Source organism: Nostoc sp. DedQUE05, from assembly GCF_034530955.1.
Taxonomy (GTDB): Bacteria; Cyanobacteriota; Cyanobacteriia; order Cyanobacteriales; family Nostocaceae; genus Nostoc.
This window is the reverse complement of sequence record NZ_JAVRCB010000012.1, coordinates 124,764-144,545: the sequence shown is the minus strand read 5'-3', so window position 1 is coordinate 144,545 and position 19,782 is coordinate 124,764. Positions and strand designations below refer to the sequence as shown.

The window sequence follows — 19,782 nt, the reverse complement described above, 5'->3', positions numbered from 1 at the left end:
CTTTAGTACCTTGTATTTAATAAAATAAAAATTTCACTATGTAGGGCTGGTTGGCACTAAATAAGGCTAAAAGTTGATTGAGGCTGCACAAATTTGATTGCTTCGTGATTATTGAAAGATAAATTAGTAAATCAAAAAACCAACTTCTTTAATATTTATTTATAGAGTGTCCGCTCTTTCAAGTAACCTTCTCTCCTTGCCTGCTCAATAGCGTCTGAAGTCTTGAAGAAAGCATGGAGTTTGCTTTCACTGCTTTCTTCATTCACACTTACGCTTTATAGTTTTGTGAGTTGAGCAACATGAAAGTGGATGGATTTAATCAACAGATAGATAAATTGTGCTCACAGATACAGGAACTATTAAAATGCTATGGAACTAAGCTGAACTCACAACCGGAGATGATAACAGAAGCTTTCGAGGAACTTAACACCGCAATGGAAGAACTATTGACAGCTTCCGAGGAGTTAAAGGTAACACGAGCGGCAGTAGAGAAAGAGCGCCAGCGTTACCAAGATTTGTTCGAGTTTGCTCCAGATGGTTACTTGGTAACTGATACTGACGGAATAATCCAAGAGGCTAACCACATAGCAGCAACTTTGCTCGGTGTCCAACAAAAATATTTAGTAGGTAAACCATTAATTCTTTTTATTGCTCAACAAGACCGCCAGTCCTTTAACTATCAAATAAACAATTTGCAAGAGATACTGAACTGGGAAATTCACTTACAGCCACGGAAAGGAAAGCCTTTCCCTGCTAATGTGAAAGCGTCTGTAGTATACGATCTTGAGTTTAATTACCTTGGGTGGCGTTGGCTGTTGTGCAACATCAGTGAACGCAAACAAGCTGAAGAAATGTTGTACCGAGCTTACAGTGAGTTAGAAATACGGGTAGCGGAACGGACAGCGGAACTGGTAAAAGCAAATCAGAAATTGCTAAATGAAATTACAGAACGTAAAAGAGTCGAGTCACAACTACTGCACCTTGCTTTTCACGATACACTGACGGGTCTGGCAAACCGCGTTGCATTTATGAACCGCCTAAAACATGCGATAAATTATTCAAAACGGCATTCAGATTATCTATATGCTGTACTATTTATCGACCTAGATCGGTTTAAGGTGATCAATGACAGCCTTGGACACCTAAATGGAGACCAATTGCTGCTTGCTGTTGCAAGTAGACTACAAATATGTGTACGCTCCATAGATACAGCAGCACGGCTTGGGGGAGACGAATTTACAATCCTGCTTGAAGGAATCCAGGATATGTCAGATGCTATCAAAGTCGCTGAACGGATTCAGAAGGAACTGGCATTACCCTTTGAACTTGACGGACAAGAAGTCTTCATCACGGCAAGTATTGGCATTGCGTTGAGTTCGACAGTAGACTATCAACACCCAGAAGAACTGTTGAGGGATGCAGATACAGCAATGTATCGAGCCAAGATGATAGGCAGAGCGCGTTATGAGCTATTCAACTCAGATATGTATGCTGATGCTCTAGCGAGATTGCAGTTAGAGACTGATTTGCGGCGAGCAATTGAACGCGAAGAATTTCGGGTTTATTATCAACCGATTGTTTCGCTCGCTAATGGCTCTATTTTAGGTTTTGAGGCTCTATTGCGCTGGCAGCACCCAGAGCGTGGTCTACTTAATCCAGCAGATTTTATTTCCCTAGCAGAGGAAACTGGACTAATTTTCTCCATTGGCAAATGGGCTTTGCATGAAGCTTGCCGCCAGATGCAAGTTTGGCGGGAATGTCATCGTTCTAAATTACTAAAGAAAATTAGTGTTAATCTCTCCGTCAAGCAATTTTCTCAGCCGGACTTGATAGAGCAGATTGGGCAAATTTTGCACTCAACTGGCCTGGATGCTGGTACTCTAATCCTAGAGATTACTGAAAAGGCAATTGTGGAAAATGGCGATAAGGTAACTGCCGCTATTTTACAACTTCGAGAGATGGGCATTGAGTTATCAATTGATGACTTTGGTACAGGCTACTCTTCATTAGGTGGTCTTTATAACTTTCCGATTAGTGTGTTGAAAATTGACCGTTCTTTCATCAGCATGATGGGCACTAATAGTAAGAATTTAGAAATTATTGAGATAATTGTCACTTTGGCACACAAGCTAGGTGTGGATGTGCTTGCCGAAGGGGTAGAGACAAAAGAGCAACTATTAGTTCTAAGAAAGTTAAACTGTCAATATGTCCAAGGACATTTTTTCTCAGTTCCATTAAATAGCTCGGCAGCAGAAGCATTAATTATGGAAAATCCTCAATGGTAAGGGTTATTAAAAAATTCGTAATTGATAAGAACGCTTTTTTTATTCTCATAGCAATCATGAATCATAGCTACTAGAGACTGCCTTACTACATGGTGGCTTAGTTTGATTCAAGACAAGCCAACTTTCCTTAGCGGTAGCCAACATGAAACCATCAACTGTTGGGATCTTGCTATAGGGGAATGTTGAAAAACTTTGCGGACACCCCGTCCTTATGAAGGCACAATCGTTAATGCAGCAGCAGAGTTGATGGAGGCACAGCTGTGAACTTTAAAAGCTTTTGAGGCGGTAGAGGTGAATTCAAGTTGCTCAATGCTTACCAACTTTCGCTAAATTGGAAAAAGGAAAACTCAAGGGAATTTTAAATGTCAGCACAATTGTTACTGGTGGATGATGAACCAGGGATACGGGAAGCCGTGAAAGACTATTTGCAAGAGAGCGGTTTCAGCGTTCAAGTCGCCAGTAACGCCCTTGAAGGTTGGGAATGGATGCAGCTGAATACACCTGATTTAGTGATTTCTGATGTGATGATGCCTCAAGTAGATGGCTATCAATTCCTGAAGCAACTACGGGAAGACCCCCGTTTCCAAGCACTCCCAGTAGTATTTTTAACTGCTAAAGGTATGACAGGCGATCGCATTCAAGGCTATCACGCTGGTGTTGATGCCTATCTACCCAAACCCTTCGATCCAGACGAGTTAGTGGCTATAGTCGAAAATTTGCTAGCCCGTCGCGCCGCTAAGGCTGCGAGTACGGGAGATGACGCTGAAACCCCCGATCTTGCTGAACTAGCCAATCAGATTTCCCAAATTAAAGCATTGTTAACTCAAAGAAATGCTATTTCCCAATCGCCAGCCCCTTTTAAAATTGATTTGACTCCCAGAGAACAAAGTGTTTTAAATTTGGTCGCAGAAGGGTTAATGAACAAAGAAATCGCCCGTCGCTTAGAAACCAGCGTCCGCAATGTAGAAAAATACGTCAGCCGTTTATTTAGTAAAACCGGTACCAATAGCCGTACAGAGTTAGTTCGCTTTGCTCTAGAACACGGTCTTGCTAAATAGGGATTGGGCATGGGGCATTGGGCATTGGGCATGGGGCATTGGGCATGGGGCATGGGGCATTGGGCATTAGTAATTGGTTATTAATTCTTCTCCCTCACTTTCCTGCTCCCCTACTCCTGGGTAATCGGTAATAGGTAACTGGCTGCTAAACCGTGACCTATTACCAGTAATAGATAAAACATAAGTCTTTTAGCAAATCAGGCACTTAGCTTAAGCAAAAAGCTAAAAGAAAGGTTATTATTTTTACTTTTATCTTTTAGGTTTTCATTTGATTTGCGCCTGTTGTCCAATTCCCCATCTGTAAAGACACAAGGTTTTATTATTCTGCAATGTTTTGATAAAAACTCGGTAAAATGCACCCGGCTGAATTTGCTTTCAGATTCTACCAGTATTCTTTGCTACAAAGTTTTTAATAGCGGAAACTGTTCCTGGGACTTTCTGTTGCTAAATAAGACTTTCACAAGGTAGAAATCAAAATATTTTATGAAATCTACTGACTGCTCAGTTTTTATGGCAACGGGGGTATGGGATCAACATTTGATTTGATGCCCAATTCACGTTTTTTACTACTGAAATTACACCTTTAGGTTGGAGAATTTTCCGCGACATTACGCAAGCGCATTAGCTGACGTCGCATTTGAGGCGAGGCTTTAAACTCCGATACTTCCTGGGCTTTAACGGACGCTTGTAGCGTTTCTAGAAAGTCATCAGAACCTTCGGTTAAAGCATCAAGTAGCACCTGTAAGAGTTGCTCGCGATCGCTCAATAGACTCTTTTCCTCAATCAACCGGAATTTGAGATGTATTTCACACTCATAAACACCTACTTCGAGATTATTTATCTGGCGTGGTAATGCTTTGGAGTTCATAACTATTGAGATTCCTTTACTTGGTTGTCATGAGGGTAAGGAGGTAGATGTCCAGCAAAATTCTTTATATCTCTTTTGAATCCAAAGTGCTTGAATTAAGAATTTTTCTTCATCAATCACCTTTGTATTCCATTTCACTCTCCTGTGGTGTATTTTCAAGCTAGATTTTCAGTGTCTAGATTTTCAGGTTTCTGTGCCAGATGTAGCTTATGGTAAGCCATAACTATTATTCAGTTTTTAAGATTCTACACAATAAAGTTTCTGTAAGAAGTTGTTCAACCTTTTTAAAGGTTTTTACATCAACTTTATGTGAACGTCAATAACAGTTTGACTTGTTACTCAAATTTTAGTGTTTATACGTAAGTAAAACCGCTGAAATTTTTGGAGTTTATTACAGCCAGCGGTCGATGTAGCGCTATTGCGTGAAATTACTTGATGTACGTTTTTTGCAATAGAAAATTCCGGAGAAATTGCTCGGCATAATTATTAATGTCAAAACTTTTGTTCTTCATAAAAAAAGTACACAGATCGAGTTATTCCTGCTGAGTACCTTGTTTTACCGCCATTTGGGATTAATTGAGTCTAAAAATCTTAGCAGTAAGTCAGATTTAGAGACTAAATGAAAATATTCTACCAATTAATTTTTACAGAAAAATAATTCGACTACTGTCAGTACTAGCAGTTAAATATATCTTCAACTCATAACAGTAGTAGCAAACTCATTAGGAAAGATGATATTTTTACTTATGACCATTCAATGTACCCTTTGAAAACAGCATTCAAAGCTTTTAAATTGAGAGCATTCAAGCTCGGATATAACGTCTACAATAATTTCAGTGTAATTCACGCAAATCTTACACCTTTTTATGGATAACCCGATGCTGCTCAAGTCCACAACCCGGCATATCCGCATTTTTGCAGGTGAAATTGACCGGGATGGCGATCTAGTTCCTAGTCAACAAGTCTTAACCTTAGATGTTGACCCAGATAACGAATTTAATTGGAATGAAGATGCACTACAAAAAATTTATCGAAAATTTGATGAACTAGTAGAAGCATCTAGTGGCGCAGACCTCACAGACTATAACTTGCGCCGTGTAGGATCAGATTTAGAGCATTATCTGCGATCGCTTCTGCAACTCGGCGAAGTCAGCTACAATCTTTCTGCCCGTGTTACTAATTACAGCATGGGAATCCCTCAAGTTGCCATTGACGACAAGCAATAAGCCAAGAAGTTGGTAGCGGGCTGCCTGAACCCTTCTTTACAAAGAGTGCTGAGTTAAAAGTGTCTCGGCTGAAAGCGGAAAAATTTATCCAGCGTATTTCAGGTAAATGAAGTACATGGTTAGGGGCACAACATGTTGTGCCCCTACGATTATCTGTATTGCTTAACTCAGCACTGGCTACCTCCCCCTGCCACTAACAGCAGTCCGAAAGAAATATTTAAAGTCACTGCATCGATCGGGTACTTTTGCCAAAATTAATATTTGCTATTCTTAATTATTAAATTAAAGTTAAATCTTGCTATCCTACTTATAAACTAAATAAATACCAACATTATCTGCCTGTTGATGATGGGGTAATTTACCAAAAGCAAATCGTGCAGTTATGCTTGGGTTATGCTGTGGTGACAGGGTTGGAGTTAGTTGCTTTGGCGATGGAGAGTCACAGGGCAATAGAAGCTATGATTAGGCTGTAGGGTTGAGTTAGGAGCGTATTTTTTGGATAAGTTTTGTATTAGCACCTGCTGATATCCGCCAGCTAAAATCATCATCTAAAGTCTTGGTATGTCAAGTTTAAGAAAGATGAGCGGTCTAGATTGTCCCTACTAATGCTATTAAAGAAATTGCCAATCGCTGATCGGTGCGAAAACTATGGAAAATGACGCGGCAACGCTCTACTGTCCAAACGAAAATTGTCAGGCTGCCAACCCCCTGACTCATAAGTTTTGCCAGCGATGTTCGACGCCTCTACCCAAAAATTATCTCTGGGCTGTGGTAGATAGCCCAAGTGTGGGTAGCCCTGGAGAAATATTAGCCGATCGCTATTTAATCGTTGATAAATTTGTTCTTTTAGATACGAAGCCTGGTTTATTAGCGCTAACGCCTGAGTTAGATAATTTGCAGCCTCTAAAAGCGTACCTGAGACTGATTCCCTACCGTTTACACGTACCGCAGGTATATGGAGTGCTTTTTGTTGCTGACGGGTCTTTCCACCGAGAAATATTACTCTTAGAAAAACCGCCACTATTAGTAGATGACACTATCCAACAAGTTCATTTGGGCAGCGAGTTAACCACCGCTTGGCGTGATGCAACATCAATGCGCCAACTAAATTGGTTGTGGCAAATAGCTCATCTGTGGCAACCTTTAGTAAGTGAAGGTGTCGCCTCTAGCTTACTTGACTCTAATGTATTACGGGTAGAAGGATCGTTAGTCCGGTTATTGGAATTGCGTTTTGACAGCGCCACATCACCAGAATTGCCGCAATTAGGTGAATTTTGGCAGCAGTTGGTCAGGACTGCCAAACCAGCGATCGCAGAATTTGTCGATCGCGTTAGCCTGGCTTTAATTCAGGGAGAGATTAATTCAACCGATCAATTAATCGGAGTTTTAGATCGGGGACTGGCTGGGTTAGGGCGATCGCAAACACCCACGATCCAAATTATCACCAAAACCGACACCGGGCCAAGTCGCCAACGTAACGAAGATGCCTGTAGTCCTCCCAGTGGAACTCCAGTGAGCAAACCACCCCAGCCAACAGCCTTAGCAATTGTCTGTGATGGCATCGGCGGACACGAAGGTGGCAATGTCGCTTCAAATTTAGCCATTGAAACAATCCAGCAGCAGGTACAGCAACTAACAAAGGTTCCCTACGACCACATAGACCCTGCAATGCTGCTGAATGACCTAGATAAGGCAGTGGCAATGGCCAATGACAAAATCAGTCAACGCAATGACAGCGAAAATCGCCAAGGGCGTCAACGCATGGGCACGACTTTAGTCATGGCATTGCCTGTTGCTCATGAAATGTACATTACCCACGTCGGTGATAGTCGTGCCTACTGGATTACACGCCACGGTTGTTATCAAGTTACTCTCGATGATGATGTCGCCTCCCGCGAAGTGCGGCTAGGTTATGCCATTTACCGCGAGGCAGTACAACAGAGTGCCGCTGGATCTCTGGTTCAAGCTTTGGGGATGGGTTCTAGCACTTCATTGCATCCCACATCGGGACGGTTTATGCTCGATGAAGATGCCGTTTTTCTGCTCACATCCGATGGTTTGAGTGACTTCGATCGCGTAGAGGAGTACTGGGAAACAGAAATTTTGCCGATTTTAGCTGGGGAAGCCAATATAGCAACTGTTGCCGATAGATTAGTCGAAATTGCTAATACTAAAAATGGACACGATAATGTCACCGTCGCTTTAGTTCACTATCAAGTCCAATATTGGGAACCAGAAATCACCATCCAAGCAGTGATTCCCCAGAGCTATTCTGCCAAAACTGTTGATTTAGCATCCAAGGCGACAGATGCGACACTTTTAGGCAGCCCAAACCACAAAACTCAGGTGATTCCAGACACTGAACAGGCTAAACCTCGTCAATTTCCCCTACAGTGGATAGTTCCATTAATATTTGTGGTAGCAGCAGGTTTTTTAGGATTGTTCGTCAAGCAACTGCGAGGAACCTCTCCAATTTTTTCCAATCCCTTACAAACTCAAAACCCTGGCATTGAAACGACACCCGCACCGCCGCGATCGCTAGCTAATCTTTCTTCTGGTTGGGTAATTAAAACCAATAATGACATATCCTTGGGAAACAACCAATCACTCCCCCGTGGGACTTTTTTAGAAGTTATTGAGAAAAAATCAAATCCAAATCCTGCTTCTGGCAGTTTTTTGGTGTCTATGCGAGTCTGTGTCAATAAAAGTACCCAAACTCCAGCTAATCCTAAAAACCCAGATGTAACTACCTCAGTTCCCCCAAATTCAAAACCTTTGCCAGCAACAGTATTGCTAAACTCCTCCCAAGTCAACCGTTTTGGCGTTGTTTTACAATCAGACGCACCAAATCCATGTAGAACTGTGACGCAACCGCCAGTTACCGAACCATCTGACACCAGCCCAAGTTAATCAAATACTCGATAAACTGGTAAAAACCTGGAATAATAACAGGTAACAATCAGAGTAAAAAACTTACAAGGTCAAAAAAATAGAAAATTTTCACCTTGGAGAATTGTTATCAAAACAGAATTCAGGAGTCAGGAGTCAGGAGTCAGGAGTCAGGAGTCAGAATTCAGAATGAATTATGTACTACTGGTGGATGAATAACCGAGTTCAAAACCTCTACCATCTCTCTAATTTGGTGCAACACAATTAATGTCGGGTTTAAATCCCTCACTCATTTATTCTGAATTCTGAATTCTGGCGTATCTGTTTTCTTCTCTTGAAATTATTTGTTTTAGCTTTTAGTTTAATGAATCCATGCCATCCCTGAATTTGGCGATCGCCCGTCTCGTAAATACTGGCACTGACAACTTCGCCATTTGGGTGGTCAAGGCTCCATATCCCAGTGGCTACGTTTTACACGACTGTGTATGGCCTGTTGAACTCACCCAAGTCTGGCAAGAATGGCAGCAAATGTTTGCTGGTCATGGTCGCCTAGATATTTCCCCAAACTCAACATCTCAAAAGAGCAACCCATTCCCCATAGATTGGATTTCACCTCCTTCAGGTCAACCTACTGGCCCCTACAGCAGTCGTCTGATGCAATACTTGGGAATGAATTTATGGCGCTGGGTATTCGACGGGCAAATTCTTGGTAGTCTAGAACGCAGTCGCGGTATTGCGATGGGTCAGCATACACGTTTGCGCTTTCGACTAGAAATTCGCGACCCGGATCTGATCGCTTTCCCTTGGGAAATTATGCAGCGTGAGCCTGGTCAATCGGCCATGTCTCTCTCACAAGATTTGCTATTTAGTCGCACCAGCACTGAAGTTGACGCTTTACCGTATTTGCGAACTGACCAAGCTTTAAGTATTTTGCTGGTTTTAGGTCATGATGACAAGCTGCAACTAGAACAAGAAGCCGCTATCTTACAGCAAGCTCTTGCAGATACGCCTGGTAATTCCCAAAGATATGCGCCTTGTGTAGTGAATAAACTCATTCAACCAACTCCACAACAGTTGATTGATGAATTAGAAACTAAAGAATACAATGTTTTCTTTTACGCTGGACATGGTTTGCCAGACCCAGACGGAGGATTACTGTTTTTGCGACCAGATATGCCCCTCAATGGCATAGAATTGGCGCAAGTATTGACCCGTACAGGTGTGAAACTAGCAGTTTTCAACGCCTGTTGGGGCGCACAACCAGCTGCTGTCGATCGTCAAGCTATCCCTGCCAGCAGTTTAGCAGAAGTATTGATTCGTCATGGTGTACCTGCGGTTTTGGGGATGCGCGATGAAATCGCTGACCATGAAAGCCACAGTTTTATTCAAGCTTTTACCGAAGCTTTGCGATCGCACAAGCCAATTGATGAAGCCGTAGCACAGGCTAGGCAAGAGTTGTTAACACTGTATAAATTTAATCAACCTGCTTGGACTTTGCCTGTTCTCTACCTGCATCCAGATTTTAATGGCGAACTTATTAAGAATCTGGATGAAGGTATTACCGAACTTCCAGATACAGCCATTCCTGAGGTCGGTTCCTCGCTTCCGACTGCAAGTTTACGATCGCTGACTCCAAAAGGTAAAACCTGGTTACTGCGTTATGGAGTTACCCGCATCGGCCGCACGAAAGATAATGATATTGTCATCCCCGAACCATCTGTATCCAAACGCCACGCCGAAATCTTCTGCCGCAATACTCTTACAGATGCTACACTGATGCGAACTTATTACTTGCAAGATTTTTCCACCTATGGGACAACCTGGTTTTTAGGCCCTAATGGCTGGCAACAAATCCTCCGAGAGGAAGTCCCTTTGAAATCGGGGATGCAGTTAAAGTTTGGAAGTGCCAGAGGTGAAACCTGGGAGTTTGTAATTGAAGACTCCTAGCAGAGCTATTGCATAAATGAATTTGAGTCTTTAGCATTAGCTTTTAAAATCTGTTTTTTTGGAGAAAAAATCAACATTTTTTGCGGAAATCTCCTCTGAGAACTTGTAGCTGTCAATACCACCAAATAATCATGAGGGAAGAAAATATGGCTCACAAAATTAATGGCTCAGACACTTTCTCATCTTTGCCATCTCAAGTAGATTTAGAGTTATTAGAAGCGTTACTAGAACCAGAGGATGCTAACTATCCCTGGAATCCAAGTGATGAAGATTCCGAAGCTTATTTTCAAGAACTAGAACAACAGTTCGGAATGGAAGATTTGCAGGGTGTTGAACTAATGAGGCGATCGCAAGATTTTTACGGACATCTAGATACACTTTGGTCTAGTATTACTCCGACACCTGACCACAATTATAACCGACAACAGGCAGTAGTGCTTAACCTTCAAGAAACATTACGTACAAATTTTTCTGCCTGTGTCCCCCAAATATTGCTCAACACCATCGCCACCAAAGCTGCTGAGATATTTGCTGCTCGCCAATTAATCAGCGAGCAACTGGTTGAGTGCGTTCAGACAGTACTACCAGCTTGGGGAACAGAGGATCTGATCGTTTTAGCTCGTCCTTTTGCTTACGCTATGCGAAGTAGCGAATCGCAAAATGCGGCATCTGCACTTAGTAATCTTCAAAATAGCGAGTGGACATCTTTATCAGAAGTAGATAAAGCAAAGGTTAGTTTAGCGATCGCTTCTTATGCTTTTACTGAACTTAACAAGTCTCAGCCAGAACTATGAATGGGGAATGGGGAGTAGGGAGTAGGGAGTAGGGAATAAGAAAAATTTTCATTACACGTTGTGTTCGTCTAACCCGCGCTTTGCGTTCACCTTATTAAGAGGTCTCTTTTGCAAAGATGTTGGTTTCCCTTACGCAAAGATGTAGAGTCGAAAATCAACACTTTTGCAAGAAAAAGTTTAATGATTTTTATTTTTGTAAGTATATTTACCCCATAATAAGTTAAAAGTACGCTGATTTTTAAATTAGGACATCTATCCTAAGAGGTAAATACTCAAATTGCTTATTCTCCCCCCTGCTCCCTGCTCCCCTGCTTCTTCTATTTTGGGCCAAGAAATCGGGTAGCAAAATTTTGCGATCGCGTTGGTGACAGCGCCCGTGCCTTGAGAATTGCCGCCATCAAAAAGGCGTAAGATAACACTCCAACAACTACCAACAGCAAGGCATTGATTGACCCTGTAGCATTCCAGAGAGCGTGGAGCGCAGAGGCACTCAGATAACCAATAGACAGAATTTGCCAACTTCTACTAGGTTTGAGGACAGCCAACCCGATAAAATAACCCAAGTAGCCACTATAAGCCATGTGTCCGGCTACAGAGCCTAAAATTCGCGGAATTAGCAGTTGTAAACCTGCAAGTTGACCAGCAGCCCCTATACCCACCTGTTGCGTGACATTTTGAGTGATATCAGGCACATATTGACCGAGGGTTTCCAAGAGAGTGAAACCAACGGCAGAAGCCGTACCCAGGAGAATACCATCTAGAGGTTCCCAGATGCCGATGCGTTCTCGCCAAGGTGAAGACAACATTCTACCGATGGCAAAAGCCCCTAGTACAGGTAATGCCTTGAGTAATTCCTCCATCAACCCCGCGCCAAAAAACATCCGCACCAGTAACTCTGTGAAGGTGATAGATTCTTGGGGTGTGGGCAAGCTTCCAGGCAGGATGCCGCGAAATACGAAAATAAATAGATCCAACAGGGGACTGAGCAAAATCAGGATTGTCCCCAATGACGTAGCCATTAGCACCCACCAAGGCTTCTGTTTTCCGCAAAGTTGGTAAACAAAATAGTAGGCAGCGAAGGCGATGTAACTTGCGACAATCACTTGATTAGCTTGAGGGCGACCGACTGTAGCGAACATCAGCACCACAAAAATTACGGTCAGTATTCCCGGTACGAGGTAAGCTTTACTAGTTAAATCTTTACCAGTGGAAATAATTGGAAAAAGCTGGGTGAAGCTAACAGAATCTGGCTGCTTTAATTGCGTGTGGTTGTGGTAGTCCGTCGCTGAAGGCAGTGGTGTAACTTGGTTGACTGTCGTCGCCGGAGTCAGTGAGGTATACTCGCATTCAAAAATGTATTGCGGCCCATCAGCACCTAGAGAAATGCGATCGCCTGGGTGCAATTCCTGACATTCATATAAACGTTGTCCATTCAAATAAGTGCCATTAGCACTATTCAAGTCACAAAGCACCCAGCTAAATTTGCTATCTGGGGATAGAGAGAGGGGACGAACCACTGCATGACGACGAGATACCATTCGGTACATCATGGCATCCAAGACAACTTGGCAGCTGGGGTCGCGTCCAATTACCATCTCTTTACTGGGGGGCAGCGAGTAGCGAGATTCTGCTCCCAAAGCTGCCCCATTACCAGACACTAGCCGCAGAAATGCATTATGTCTTGCGTTTTTGCCTGTCATCGATAAGAAGTACGTTTCTAAACTAATTCTTCACATAATTTGGCAGCAGGACTAACCTTAGCCACATTAGCAGCAGCATTGCTAAATCCACTATAGCTTCACTTACTGCTAAGAAATTTAAAATTATTGGTGCAAAATTTCAAATTGTTTCATCTCATGTAAAGAAGTATTCCATCTGCTGAGAGTTTGCCCGAAAACTGGCTTGTTTGGCGGCTCAATCAGATTGTCTCGATGCTGTACTTTTGACATCGTAGCTGCAAATTAAACCCACTGCAATTTATTAAAAAATAGTATTTTTTACTGCATTTAGTTCCATTTCAAAAATATATAATTATTAGTCGTCTGTTGTCAGTTGTTTTTGGCAAAGCTCTTTTGGAGTAAGGAGTAGGGGAAGAAACTGTTATGAAGTGAACCAAAAGATTTCTAGTATCTTGTCTCAAACAACTGTAGTCAATTCTAGGTGTTCAATCTTAGTTCCAAGTACTATGAGGAATTCTGCTAGCCAATGTGGGTGAGCAGGCCAAGCTGGTGCTGTCACTAAGTTACCATCAACTATTGCCCGATCGACAGGGATATCAACATAGATTCCTCCAGCACTCTTGATATCTGGGCTACAAGCAGGGTAGCCAGTACATCTCTTGCCTTGCAATACATCAGCAGCTGCTAATAACTGCAAGCCGTGGCAAATGGCAGCAATCGGTTTATTCGCTTGGGCAAAGTGACGAGTGATTTCTAGCACCTGCTGATTGAGGCGGAGATATTCTGGTGCCCTTCCTCCAGGAATGACTAAGGCATCATAGGTTGTGGCTTCTACTTCTGCAAACGTTGCATTTAAAGTAAAATTGTGTCCGGGTTTTTCGCTGTAAGTCTGGTCTCCTTCAAAGTCATGAACTGCTGTCCGCACCTTATCGCCAGCTTTTTTGTCGGGGCAAACTGCATGGACAGTGTGTCCCACCACTTGCAATGTCTGGAAAGGAACCATCACTTCATAGTCTTCTACATAGTCGCCAACAAGCATCAAAAGTTTCTTTGCAGCCATATATTTGTTACCCTCACCTATTAGTCATCAATAGTTGTTTCTAAAGTAAATATTAATTTAGAGTCAGCTTTTTTCGGCGTTAGTTTATGTACAAGTTTTTGATACATAACATCAATCACTGTGCTGTCATGTATCATTTCAGAATGACAAATTAACAAAAATTAATACATCTTCTAGGAACACGACGATAATTCAACGATCGCGATCGAATGGGAAATTAAAGCAGATTAAATTCTGCGATCGCTCTCGGAAAATTTTTGTTTTCATGTCCTGGCTGGCTGAGTTTAATCAAAGCAAAACGCTGTAAGGGTGTTAAAGCTGCCCAACGTTGCTGTGTTAGGGTTACACCTATTTCTTGAGCTTTTCCCTGAAGGCTAGCTGGTATAGTGGCAGAATCTAGCCATGCAGGATGAGGCTCGATAAGCAATTTTTTAGCTGGTACACCTGTGCGTTGTATGATTAATTGCTCGATATATTCGCGGTAAGAGTGAATTTCTGTTTCTGTAGTGCAAGGTAATTCCACTAAAGCTTGACGCTCATCTGTCGTCATTTGATTCCAATCAGGCAATTTTAGCTTGATGCCACAAGTATCTAATTTACAACGCACCTGCATGGGGATGCAACGCAGAGAATCAACAAAGTCTGCTTCAAATTGAAAGAAATCTGTCACGTCGCTTCGCTCCGAATCAAAATTCACGCATTCAAAATTAATAATTTATATTGTTGCTTAACAAACCCAAAATTGCTGTACCTTTAAAAGTGGTTTGTATTCCACGCAATTGAGAACCGCTATAGTTTATTAGGCATTTTATTTAACTTGCATCTTTAGAATTACTGAGACGAATTATTAAATAACTAATTGATAAAGCAAGAATAGCTATACCTAAGCCAATTATATCAATTCCGGGAACTTTTTCTAAGTCAAGAATAATAATTTTTCTGGCGACAGCTATTAAAGAAGTAACAATAACTAATTCAACCTGAAAAACATGTCGTCGGAGATAGGCAGTAATATTTTCTAAGATTTCTAAAGCAATTAAAATATTTAAAAATAAACCGAAAATTTTATACAAGGTTGAGTTAAATCTCCCATAAGGAACTGTAAATAACTCTTTAAAAATAAAAATTCCTAAATCTCCGATCGTTACCAAAATTACGACCACCATAAAAATAGATAGAACTTTAGAAACTAGCACTTCTATATTTTCAATGATGTGCATGAAGTTCTCATCTGTGGTAGCTCTTAGAATTCGCTTCATTAGCTTTTTCATCTGCTGCACCCAATTCTCAAATAAAAGAAAATCCCATAGATAAATCTAAAGGATTGGAAATAATTGACAATTTTTTGTAAATATCTCTGCTTTTTTATTCTTTATCCATAGCGAAAATAAACTTTAGTAAAATCCCTTGTTACTAAAAATTTAGCTCTTTAAATATAGTAATTGGTAACAGTCAAAATTAGAGAGTTAGAAAAAATGATAATAACTATTGACTATTGATTATTGACGAAATTACCTGTTGCTGGTTATAAATTACCACTTCCGAGCTACACTTTGCAGCTTATCTATAGGACTCATATTTGATTGCGTGAAAAAAACTCAGTACACCTTTATTCCTTCTTCCCAGTCCCCAGTCCCTAGTCCCTAGTCCCCGGCCTTTACGAGTAATTCTCCGAATCAAATCGGATTGCTATATTGTGAAGACTGGAGTTGATAATCTTTGATGGGAACTTCCACCGAAATTGGTATCAGCTGCACAGCACAGGCTTTTAATTCTGGTTGCAGCGAATCGGGGCAAGATTCTGGATGGGTGAGGGCGTTGGCTTCGGCATTATCTGCCCACAGCGAACCCCAGTGCATAGGGACAAAAACTGTACCAGGTGCGATCGCTTTTGTGACTTTAGCAGGAAACTTCGCTTTACCACGACGCGATCGCACTTCTATAAACATACTATCGGCAATACCTAACCGAGCAGCATCACGCGGATGAATTTCGATAAACGGTTCGGGATGCATTTTGGAAATTTTTTCAATTCGACCGGTGCGTGTCTGCGTATGCCAATGTCCGTAAAGTCTTCCATTAGTTAACACAAACGGATAATTTGGGTCTGGTGGTTCTGCCAATCCCTTGGAGTAATACGCCCCAAATCGAGCGCGTCCATCAGGGGTGTGAAAGCGGAGATTGGTGTAGAGGCGTTTGGAGTTAGGAGTTTGGAGTGAGGAGTTTGGAGTTGAAGATTCTAATTCATAACTCCCAACTCTTAACTCATAACTTTTTTCTGGGTGAGGCCATTGCGTCGGGCCTTCTGCTTGTAATTGCGCGTGACTAAGACCTGTCATATCGCAGGGGCGATTTTTAGTTAGTTTGACAAACTCAGCGTAAACTTCCGCAGAGTTAGCAAAGGCAAACTCTTTTTCAAAACCTAATCTACGTCCAACTTCGGCAAAAATTTCCCAATCGGCTTTCGCTTCTCTTGGTGGTTGGCGAAATGCTGAACACAGAGTTACCATCCGTTCGGAGTTTGTCATCACGCCAGTTTTTTCACCCCACTGGGCTGCTGGTAGTAGAACGTGAGCGTAAGCAGAAGTTTCTGTGGGATAATATGCGTCTTGGTAAATAGTGAAAGGCGATCGCAACAATGCTTTTTTAGTCCGCTCTAAATCTGGCATACTCACAGCGGGATTAGTAGCTGCAATCCACAGTAACCCTACAGCATCATTTTCTAACCCAGTAATCATGTCCCAAGCAGTCAAACCGGGATTGGGCGAAATTTGTCCTGGCTTGAGTCCCCAAAACTCCTCAACTTCTGCGCGGTGCTGGGGATTTTTCACCACCCGATAACCCGGTAATAAATGCGCCAAACCTCCGGCTTCCCGTCCTCCCATCGCGTTCGGTTGACCTGTGAGAGAAAAAGGGCCAGCCCCAGGTTTGCCAATCTGTCCAGTCATCAGGTGCAGGTTAATAATCGTTCTAACCTTAGCTGTCCCTTCTGAAGATTGATTTACACCCATTGACCACAAAGACAGTACTCGCTCAGATTTACCCCAGTAACGTGCTGCTGTTTCTAAATCTTCAATACTGATTCCACATTGACGAGCTACCACTTCTGGGGGATAGTGGCGAATAACCTCAGCATAAGCGGGAAAGTTGCTGGTGCAGTCCTCCATGAACATCGTATCAATGTAGTTCCAGCGCATCAACAAATGGGCGATGCCGTTCAACAAGTCGATATCTGTACCGGGACGAATGGCTAAATGTAAATCAGCGGCTTCTGCGGTTGGTGTGCGACGGGGATCGACCACAATCATTTTGACTTTGCGGTTCTTTTTGTGATATTTCTCCAGTCGATTGAAAACGATGGGGTGACATTCAGCTGTATTAGTACCAATTAGAAATGCACAGTCGGTTAACTCCAAGTCATCGTAACAGCAGGGCGGCCCATCTGCGCCAAAGCTTTGAATGTACCCAGCCACAGCACTAGACATACATAAACGAGAGTTGGCATCAAAATTATTAGTACCCAGACAGCCTTTCATGAGTTTCTGGGCGATGTAATAATCCTCGGTTTGAAACTGACCGGAACCATACATACATAAAGCTTCTGGCCCTTGGGTGAAACGCACGGTTTGAATGCGTTTGGCGATCAGATCGAAAGCTTCATCCCAGCTAACGCGGCGAAACTCTCGATCTAAGGAGTCTCGCACCATTGGGTAATGTAATCTATTTTTATCTAAAGATTCTGCGATCGTTGCACCTTTGACACAAACCATTCCCTGGCTGGATGGATGGGCTTTATCACCGCGCACCCGCCAAGTCGGATTTCCTTGACTATCTCGATTAGTTGCTTTGCCAAGTTGAGCTGGGGGTGAAACTTCTAAACCGCAGCCAACACCACAGTAGGGACAGAGAGTTTTGGTAAATTCACTCATGGCTGTTGTACCATTTTGTTATTTTGATTTTGCAACCTCAGATGTAGCGCCAGGTTGAGAAATTTGTATGTTAGGCAAACTCTTTGAAACGAATGGCACGCTTGTAAAGCTCAAAGGGTTTTGTCGTCTTGTTCCCAGCCTGGAGGCTGGGAATATATTTAAAGTGGGCTTCTGCCTCTTATCAAGCTACTGGAGGCGGAGCCTCCCAGAATGGGTTAAGAGCCTAGAGGCTGGGAACTCGTCATGTATCTTTTCTTAGTGCCATTCGACTAAAGTCCTTAGTACGAACTATGAGAATTTATTTGCTTTATTGCCTACTTTCTATTTTCAAGACAGGTCTATTCTTCAGTTAAGAAGATAGGGTTTTTCGTTGCAGTTTCTGGTAATTCACCTTCAAATGCAGGGGCAAAGGAACCTTTTGGTTCTTTGAGGAAAAAGGCACACATAAAAGCACAGACTAGTGCAGCTAAACCCATTGTGGAAAATAGTATGGGAGCGTCGGTTAAGCTGAAAATTGTCAGGTAAACTACACCGCCAAAATTACCGTAAGCTCCCACATTGCCGGCAATTTGTCCAGTGGCTTCTTTCTTGATTAGGGGAACGATGCTGTAGGTTGCACCGCAGCCAGCTTGGGCAAAGTAAGCGGCAACCATTGTCACTGCGATCGCTACTGGAATCGGCCAGCTACTACTAATAAAATGTGCTATCAAATAACTAACACCAATGCCAGCGCTGATAATTGTCATTGTCCATTTTCGGGAGTTAAATTTATCAGAAATTAAGCCACCACTGGGACGAGAAACCAAATTTAAGAATGGATAGGTAGCGGCAATCATTCCAGCGACAACATGTTCTAAAGCAAAGGTTTTTTCAAAGAATGCTGGAAGCATAGAAACGACTGCCAGTTCGCTACCAAAGTTAGTTATATAAGTGAATTCGAGTATGGCTACTTGACCAAATTGAAAGCGTTCGGATGGAGCATAAGTTTTCTTGCCAATTAAAAGTTCTCGGTTTACTTGCCAAGCTTTGTAACTTTGGTAAGCAAATAATCCTGCTAATAGTAACCAAATCAAATACATTTGGCTCAAAGTTAGGAAGTGAATGTTCTTTTGTTCCAAACGCCAAGCCAATAAACCCAAGGCGAAAATTAAACCAAAATTCGAGACAATCATCGCCCAGAAGCTTTTAACACTGGTTACTTCTAGAGAACCATTTTTCTTAGGTTTCTTGTAAACTTTACCTGTGGGCGTATCTTGGACGTTGTTGTAATAAATTACGCCGTAGATAGCTGCAATAATCCCTGTAAATGCGATCGCAAATCGCCAGTTAGAAGCACCACCAGCGAAAAAGCTCGTGGAAACTGCAAGTATCGGTAAGGCAAACTCTGCGCCAAAAGCCCCAAAGTTACCCCAACCGCCATAAATACCTTGAGCAATTCCCATCTCCTTCGGCTGGAACCATTCGGACACCATACGGATACCCACAACGAATCCAGATCCGACAATTCCCATCAGCAAACGGCTGATGACTAGTTGATTAAAGTCTTGCGCTAGCGCCGTCGCTAAACAAGGAACAACCGCAAACATTAGCAGCATTGAGTAGGTGATTCTGGGGCCAAAACGATCCAGAAGCATCCCAATAATTAGTCGTGCGGGAATTGTGAGGGCAAGGTTACAAATGCCTAAAGTTTTGATTTGTTCTGGTGCTAGATGTAGTTCTCTGCCAATGGTTGTAGCGAAGGGGGCAAAGTTAAACCAACAAACAAAGGTGAGGAAGAAAGCAAACCAAGTCTGATGTAAGATGCGGTAGCGATCGCTAAATGAAAATAAGTTTTTAAGCATTCCAATCTTTCTAATTGAATAAAATACGGTAAAGAGGTAGCCGAAGTTGAGCCTTTAAAGTCGAAGGTTAAGCCTTAAAGGTCGAAGGTTAAGCCTTAAGGTTTGAAGGTTAAGTCTTAAGGTTTGAACATTAAGCCTTAAGGTTTGAAGGTTAAGCCTTAAAGGTCGAACATTAAGCCTTAAAGTTTGAACATTAAGCCTTAAAG

14 protein-coding genes are annotated in these 19,782 nt (G+C 42.3%); 6 read left to right on the top strand and 8 right to left on the bottom strand.

What is annotated here, in order from left to right:
* Nucleotides 1-398: 398 nt before the first annotated feature.
* Nucleotides 399-2,285 (top strand): putative bifunctional diguanylate cyclase/phosphodiesterase, encoded by a 1,887-nt coding sequence (locus RMZ42_RS11315; RefSeq protein WP_322671519.1) that lies wholly within the window; start codon nucleotides 399-401, stop codon nucleotides 2,283-2,285.
* Nucleotides 2,286-2,647: 362 nt separating this feature from the next.
* Nucleotides 2,648-3,343: a response regulator transcription factor gene (locus RMZ42_RS11310; RefSeq protein WP_322671518.1), complete on the top strand. Its 696-nt coding sequence runs from the start codon at nucleotides 2,648-2,650 to the stop codon at nucleotides 3,341-3,343.
* Between the two features lie 583 nt (nucleotides 3,344-3,926).
* On the opposite strand, the gene RMZ42_RS11305 is transcribed toward RMZ42_RS11310, so the two are convergent.
* The gene (locus tag RMZ42_RS11305) at nucleotides 3,927-4,211 is read right to left on the bottom strand and encodes an Npun_R1517 family heterocyst differentiation transcriptional regulator (RefSeq protein ID WP_094350942.1); all 285 of its coding nucleotides are present in this window, start codon (nucleotides 4,209-4,211) and stop codon (nucleotides 3,927-3,929) included.
* Nucleotides 4,212-5,077: 866 nt separating this feature from the next.
* On the opposite strand from RMZ42_RS11305, the gene RMZ42_RS11300 reads away from it, so the two are divergent.
* The 4 genes from RMZ42_RS11300 (at nucleotide 5,078) to RMZ42_RS11285 (ending at nucleotide 11,067) form a co-directional block, all read left to right on the top strand.
* Nucleotides 5,078-5,437: an NAD(P)H-quinone oxidoreductase subunit M gene (locus tag RMZ42_RS11300; protein ID WP_322671517.1), complete on the top strand. Its 360-nt coding sequence runs from the start codon at nucleotides 5,078-5,080 to the stop codon at nucleotides 5,435-5,437.
* A gap of 648 nt (nucleotides 5,438-6,085) precedes the next feature.
* Nucleotides 6,086-8,347 (top strand): protein phosphatase 2C domain-containing protein, encoded by a 2,262-nt coding sequence (locus RMZ42_RS11295; RefSeq protein ID WP_322671516.1) that lies wholly within the window; start codon nucleotides 6,086-6,088, stop codon nucleotides 8,345-8,347.
* Between the two features lie 351 nt (nucleotides 8,348-8,698).
* On the top strand, nucleotides 8,699-10,273 hold the full coding sequence (locus RMZ42_RS11290) for a CHAT domain-containing protein (RefSeq protein ID WP_322671515.1): 1,575 nt from the start codon (nucleotides 8,699-8,701) through the stop codon (nucleotides 10,271-10,273).
* Between the two features lie 146 nt (nucleotides 10,274-10,419).
* The gene (locus RMZ42_RS11285) at nucleotides 10,420-11,067 is read left to right on the top strand and encodes a hypothetical protein (RefSeq protein ID WP_322671514.1); all 648 of its coding nucleotides are present in this window, start codon (nucleotides 10,420-10,422) and stop codon (nucleotides 11,065-11,067) included.
* Nucleotides 11,068-11,384: 317 nt separating this feature from the next.
* On the opposite strand, the gene RMZ42_RS11280 is transcribed toward RMZ42_RS11285, so the two are convergent.
* The 7 genes from RMZ42_RS11280 to RMZ42_RS11250 form a co-directional block, all read right to left on the bottom strand.
* Nucleotides 11,385-12,767, bottom strand: coding sequence for a PrsW family glutamic-type intramembrane protease (locus tag RMZ42_RS11280; protein ID WP_322671513.1), 1,383 nt, complete (start codon nucleotides 12,765-12,767; stop codon nucleotides 11,385-11,387).
* A 123-nt stretch (nucleotides 12,768-12,890) separates the two neighbouring features.
* Nucleotides 12,891-13,016: a hypothetical protein gene (locus RMZ42_RS11275; RefSeq protein WP_322671512.1), complete on the bottom strand. Its 126-nt coding sequence runs from the start codon at nucleotides 13,014-13,016 to the stop codon at nucleotides 12,891-12,893.
* Nucleotides 13,017-13,203: 187 nt separating this feature from the next.
* Nucleotides 13,204-13,806 (bottom strand): DJ-1/PfpI family protein, encoded by a 603-nt coding sequence (locus RMZ42_RS11270; protein WP_322671511.1) that lies wholly within the window; start codon nucleotides 13,804-13,806, stop codon nucleotides 13,204-13,206.
* Between the two features lie 217 nt (nucleotides 13,807-14,023).
* Nucleotides 14,024-14,476, bottom strand: a complete 453-nt coding sequence (locus RMZ42_RS11265; RefSeq protein WP_322671510.1) for a nitrate reductase associated protein — start codon at nucleotides 14,474-14,476, stop codon at nucleotides 14,024-14,026.
* A 142-nt stretch (nucleotides 14,477-14,618) separates the two neighbouring features.
* Complete coding sequence (locus RMZ42_RS11260) at nucleotides 14,619-15,077, bottom strand: phosphate-starvation-inducible PsiE family protein (protein ID WP_322671509.1); 459 nt, start codon at nucleotides 15,075-15,077, stop codon at nucleotides 14,619-14,621.
* 405 nt (nucleotides 15,078-15,482) lie between these two features.
* On the bottom strand, nucleotides 15,483-17,735 hold the full coding sequence (locus RMZ42_RS11255; RefSeq protein WP_322671508.1) for a nitrate reductase: 2,253 nt from the start codon (nucleotides 17,733-17,735) through the stop codon (nucleotides 15,483-15,485).
* 338 nt (nucleotides 17,736-18,073) lie between these two features.
* Entirely contained in the window at nucleotides 18,074-19,576 is a 1,503-nt protein-coding gene (locus RMZ42_RS11250) for a NarK family nitrate/nitrite MFS transporter (RefSeq protein ID WP_322671507.1), read from the bottom strand.
* Nucleotides 19,577-19,782 lie beyond the last annotated feature (206 nt).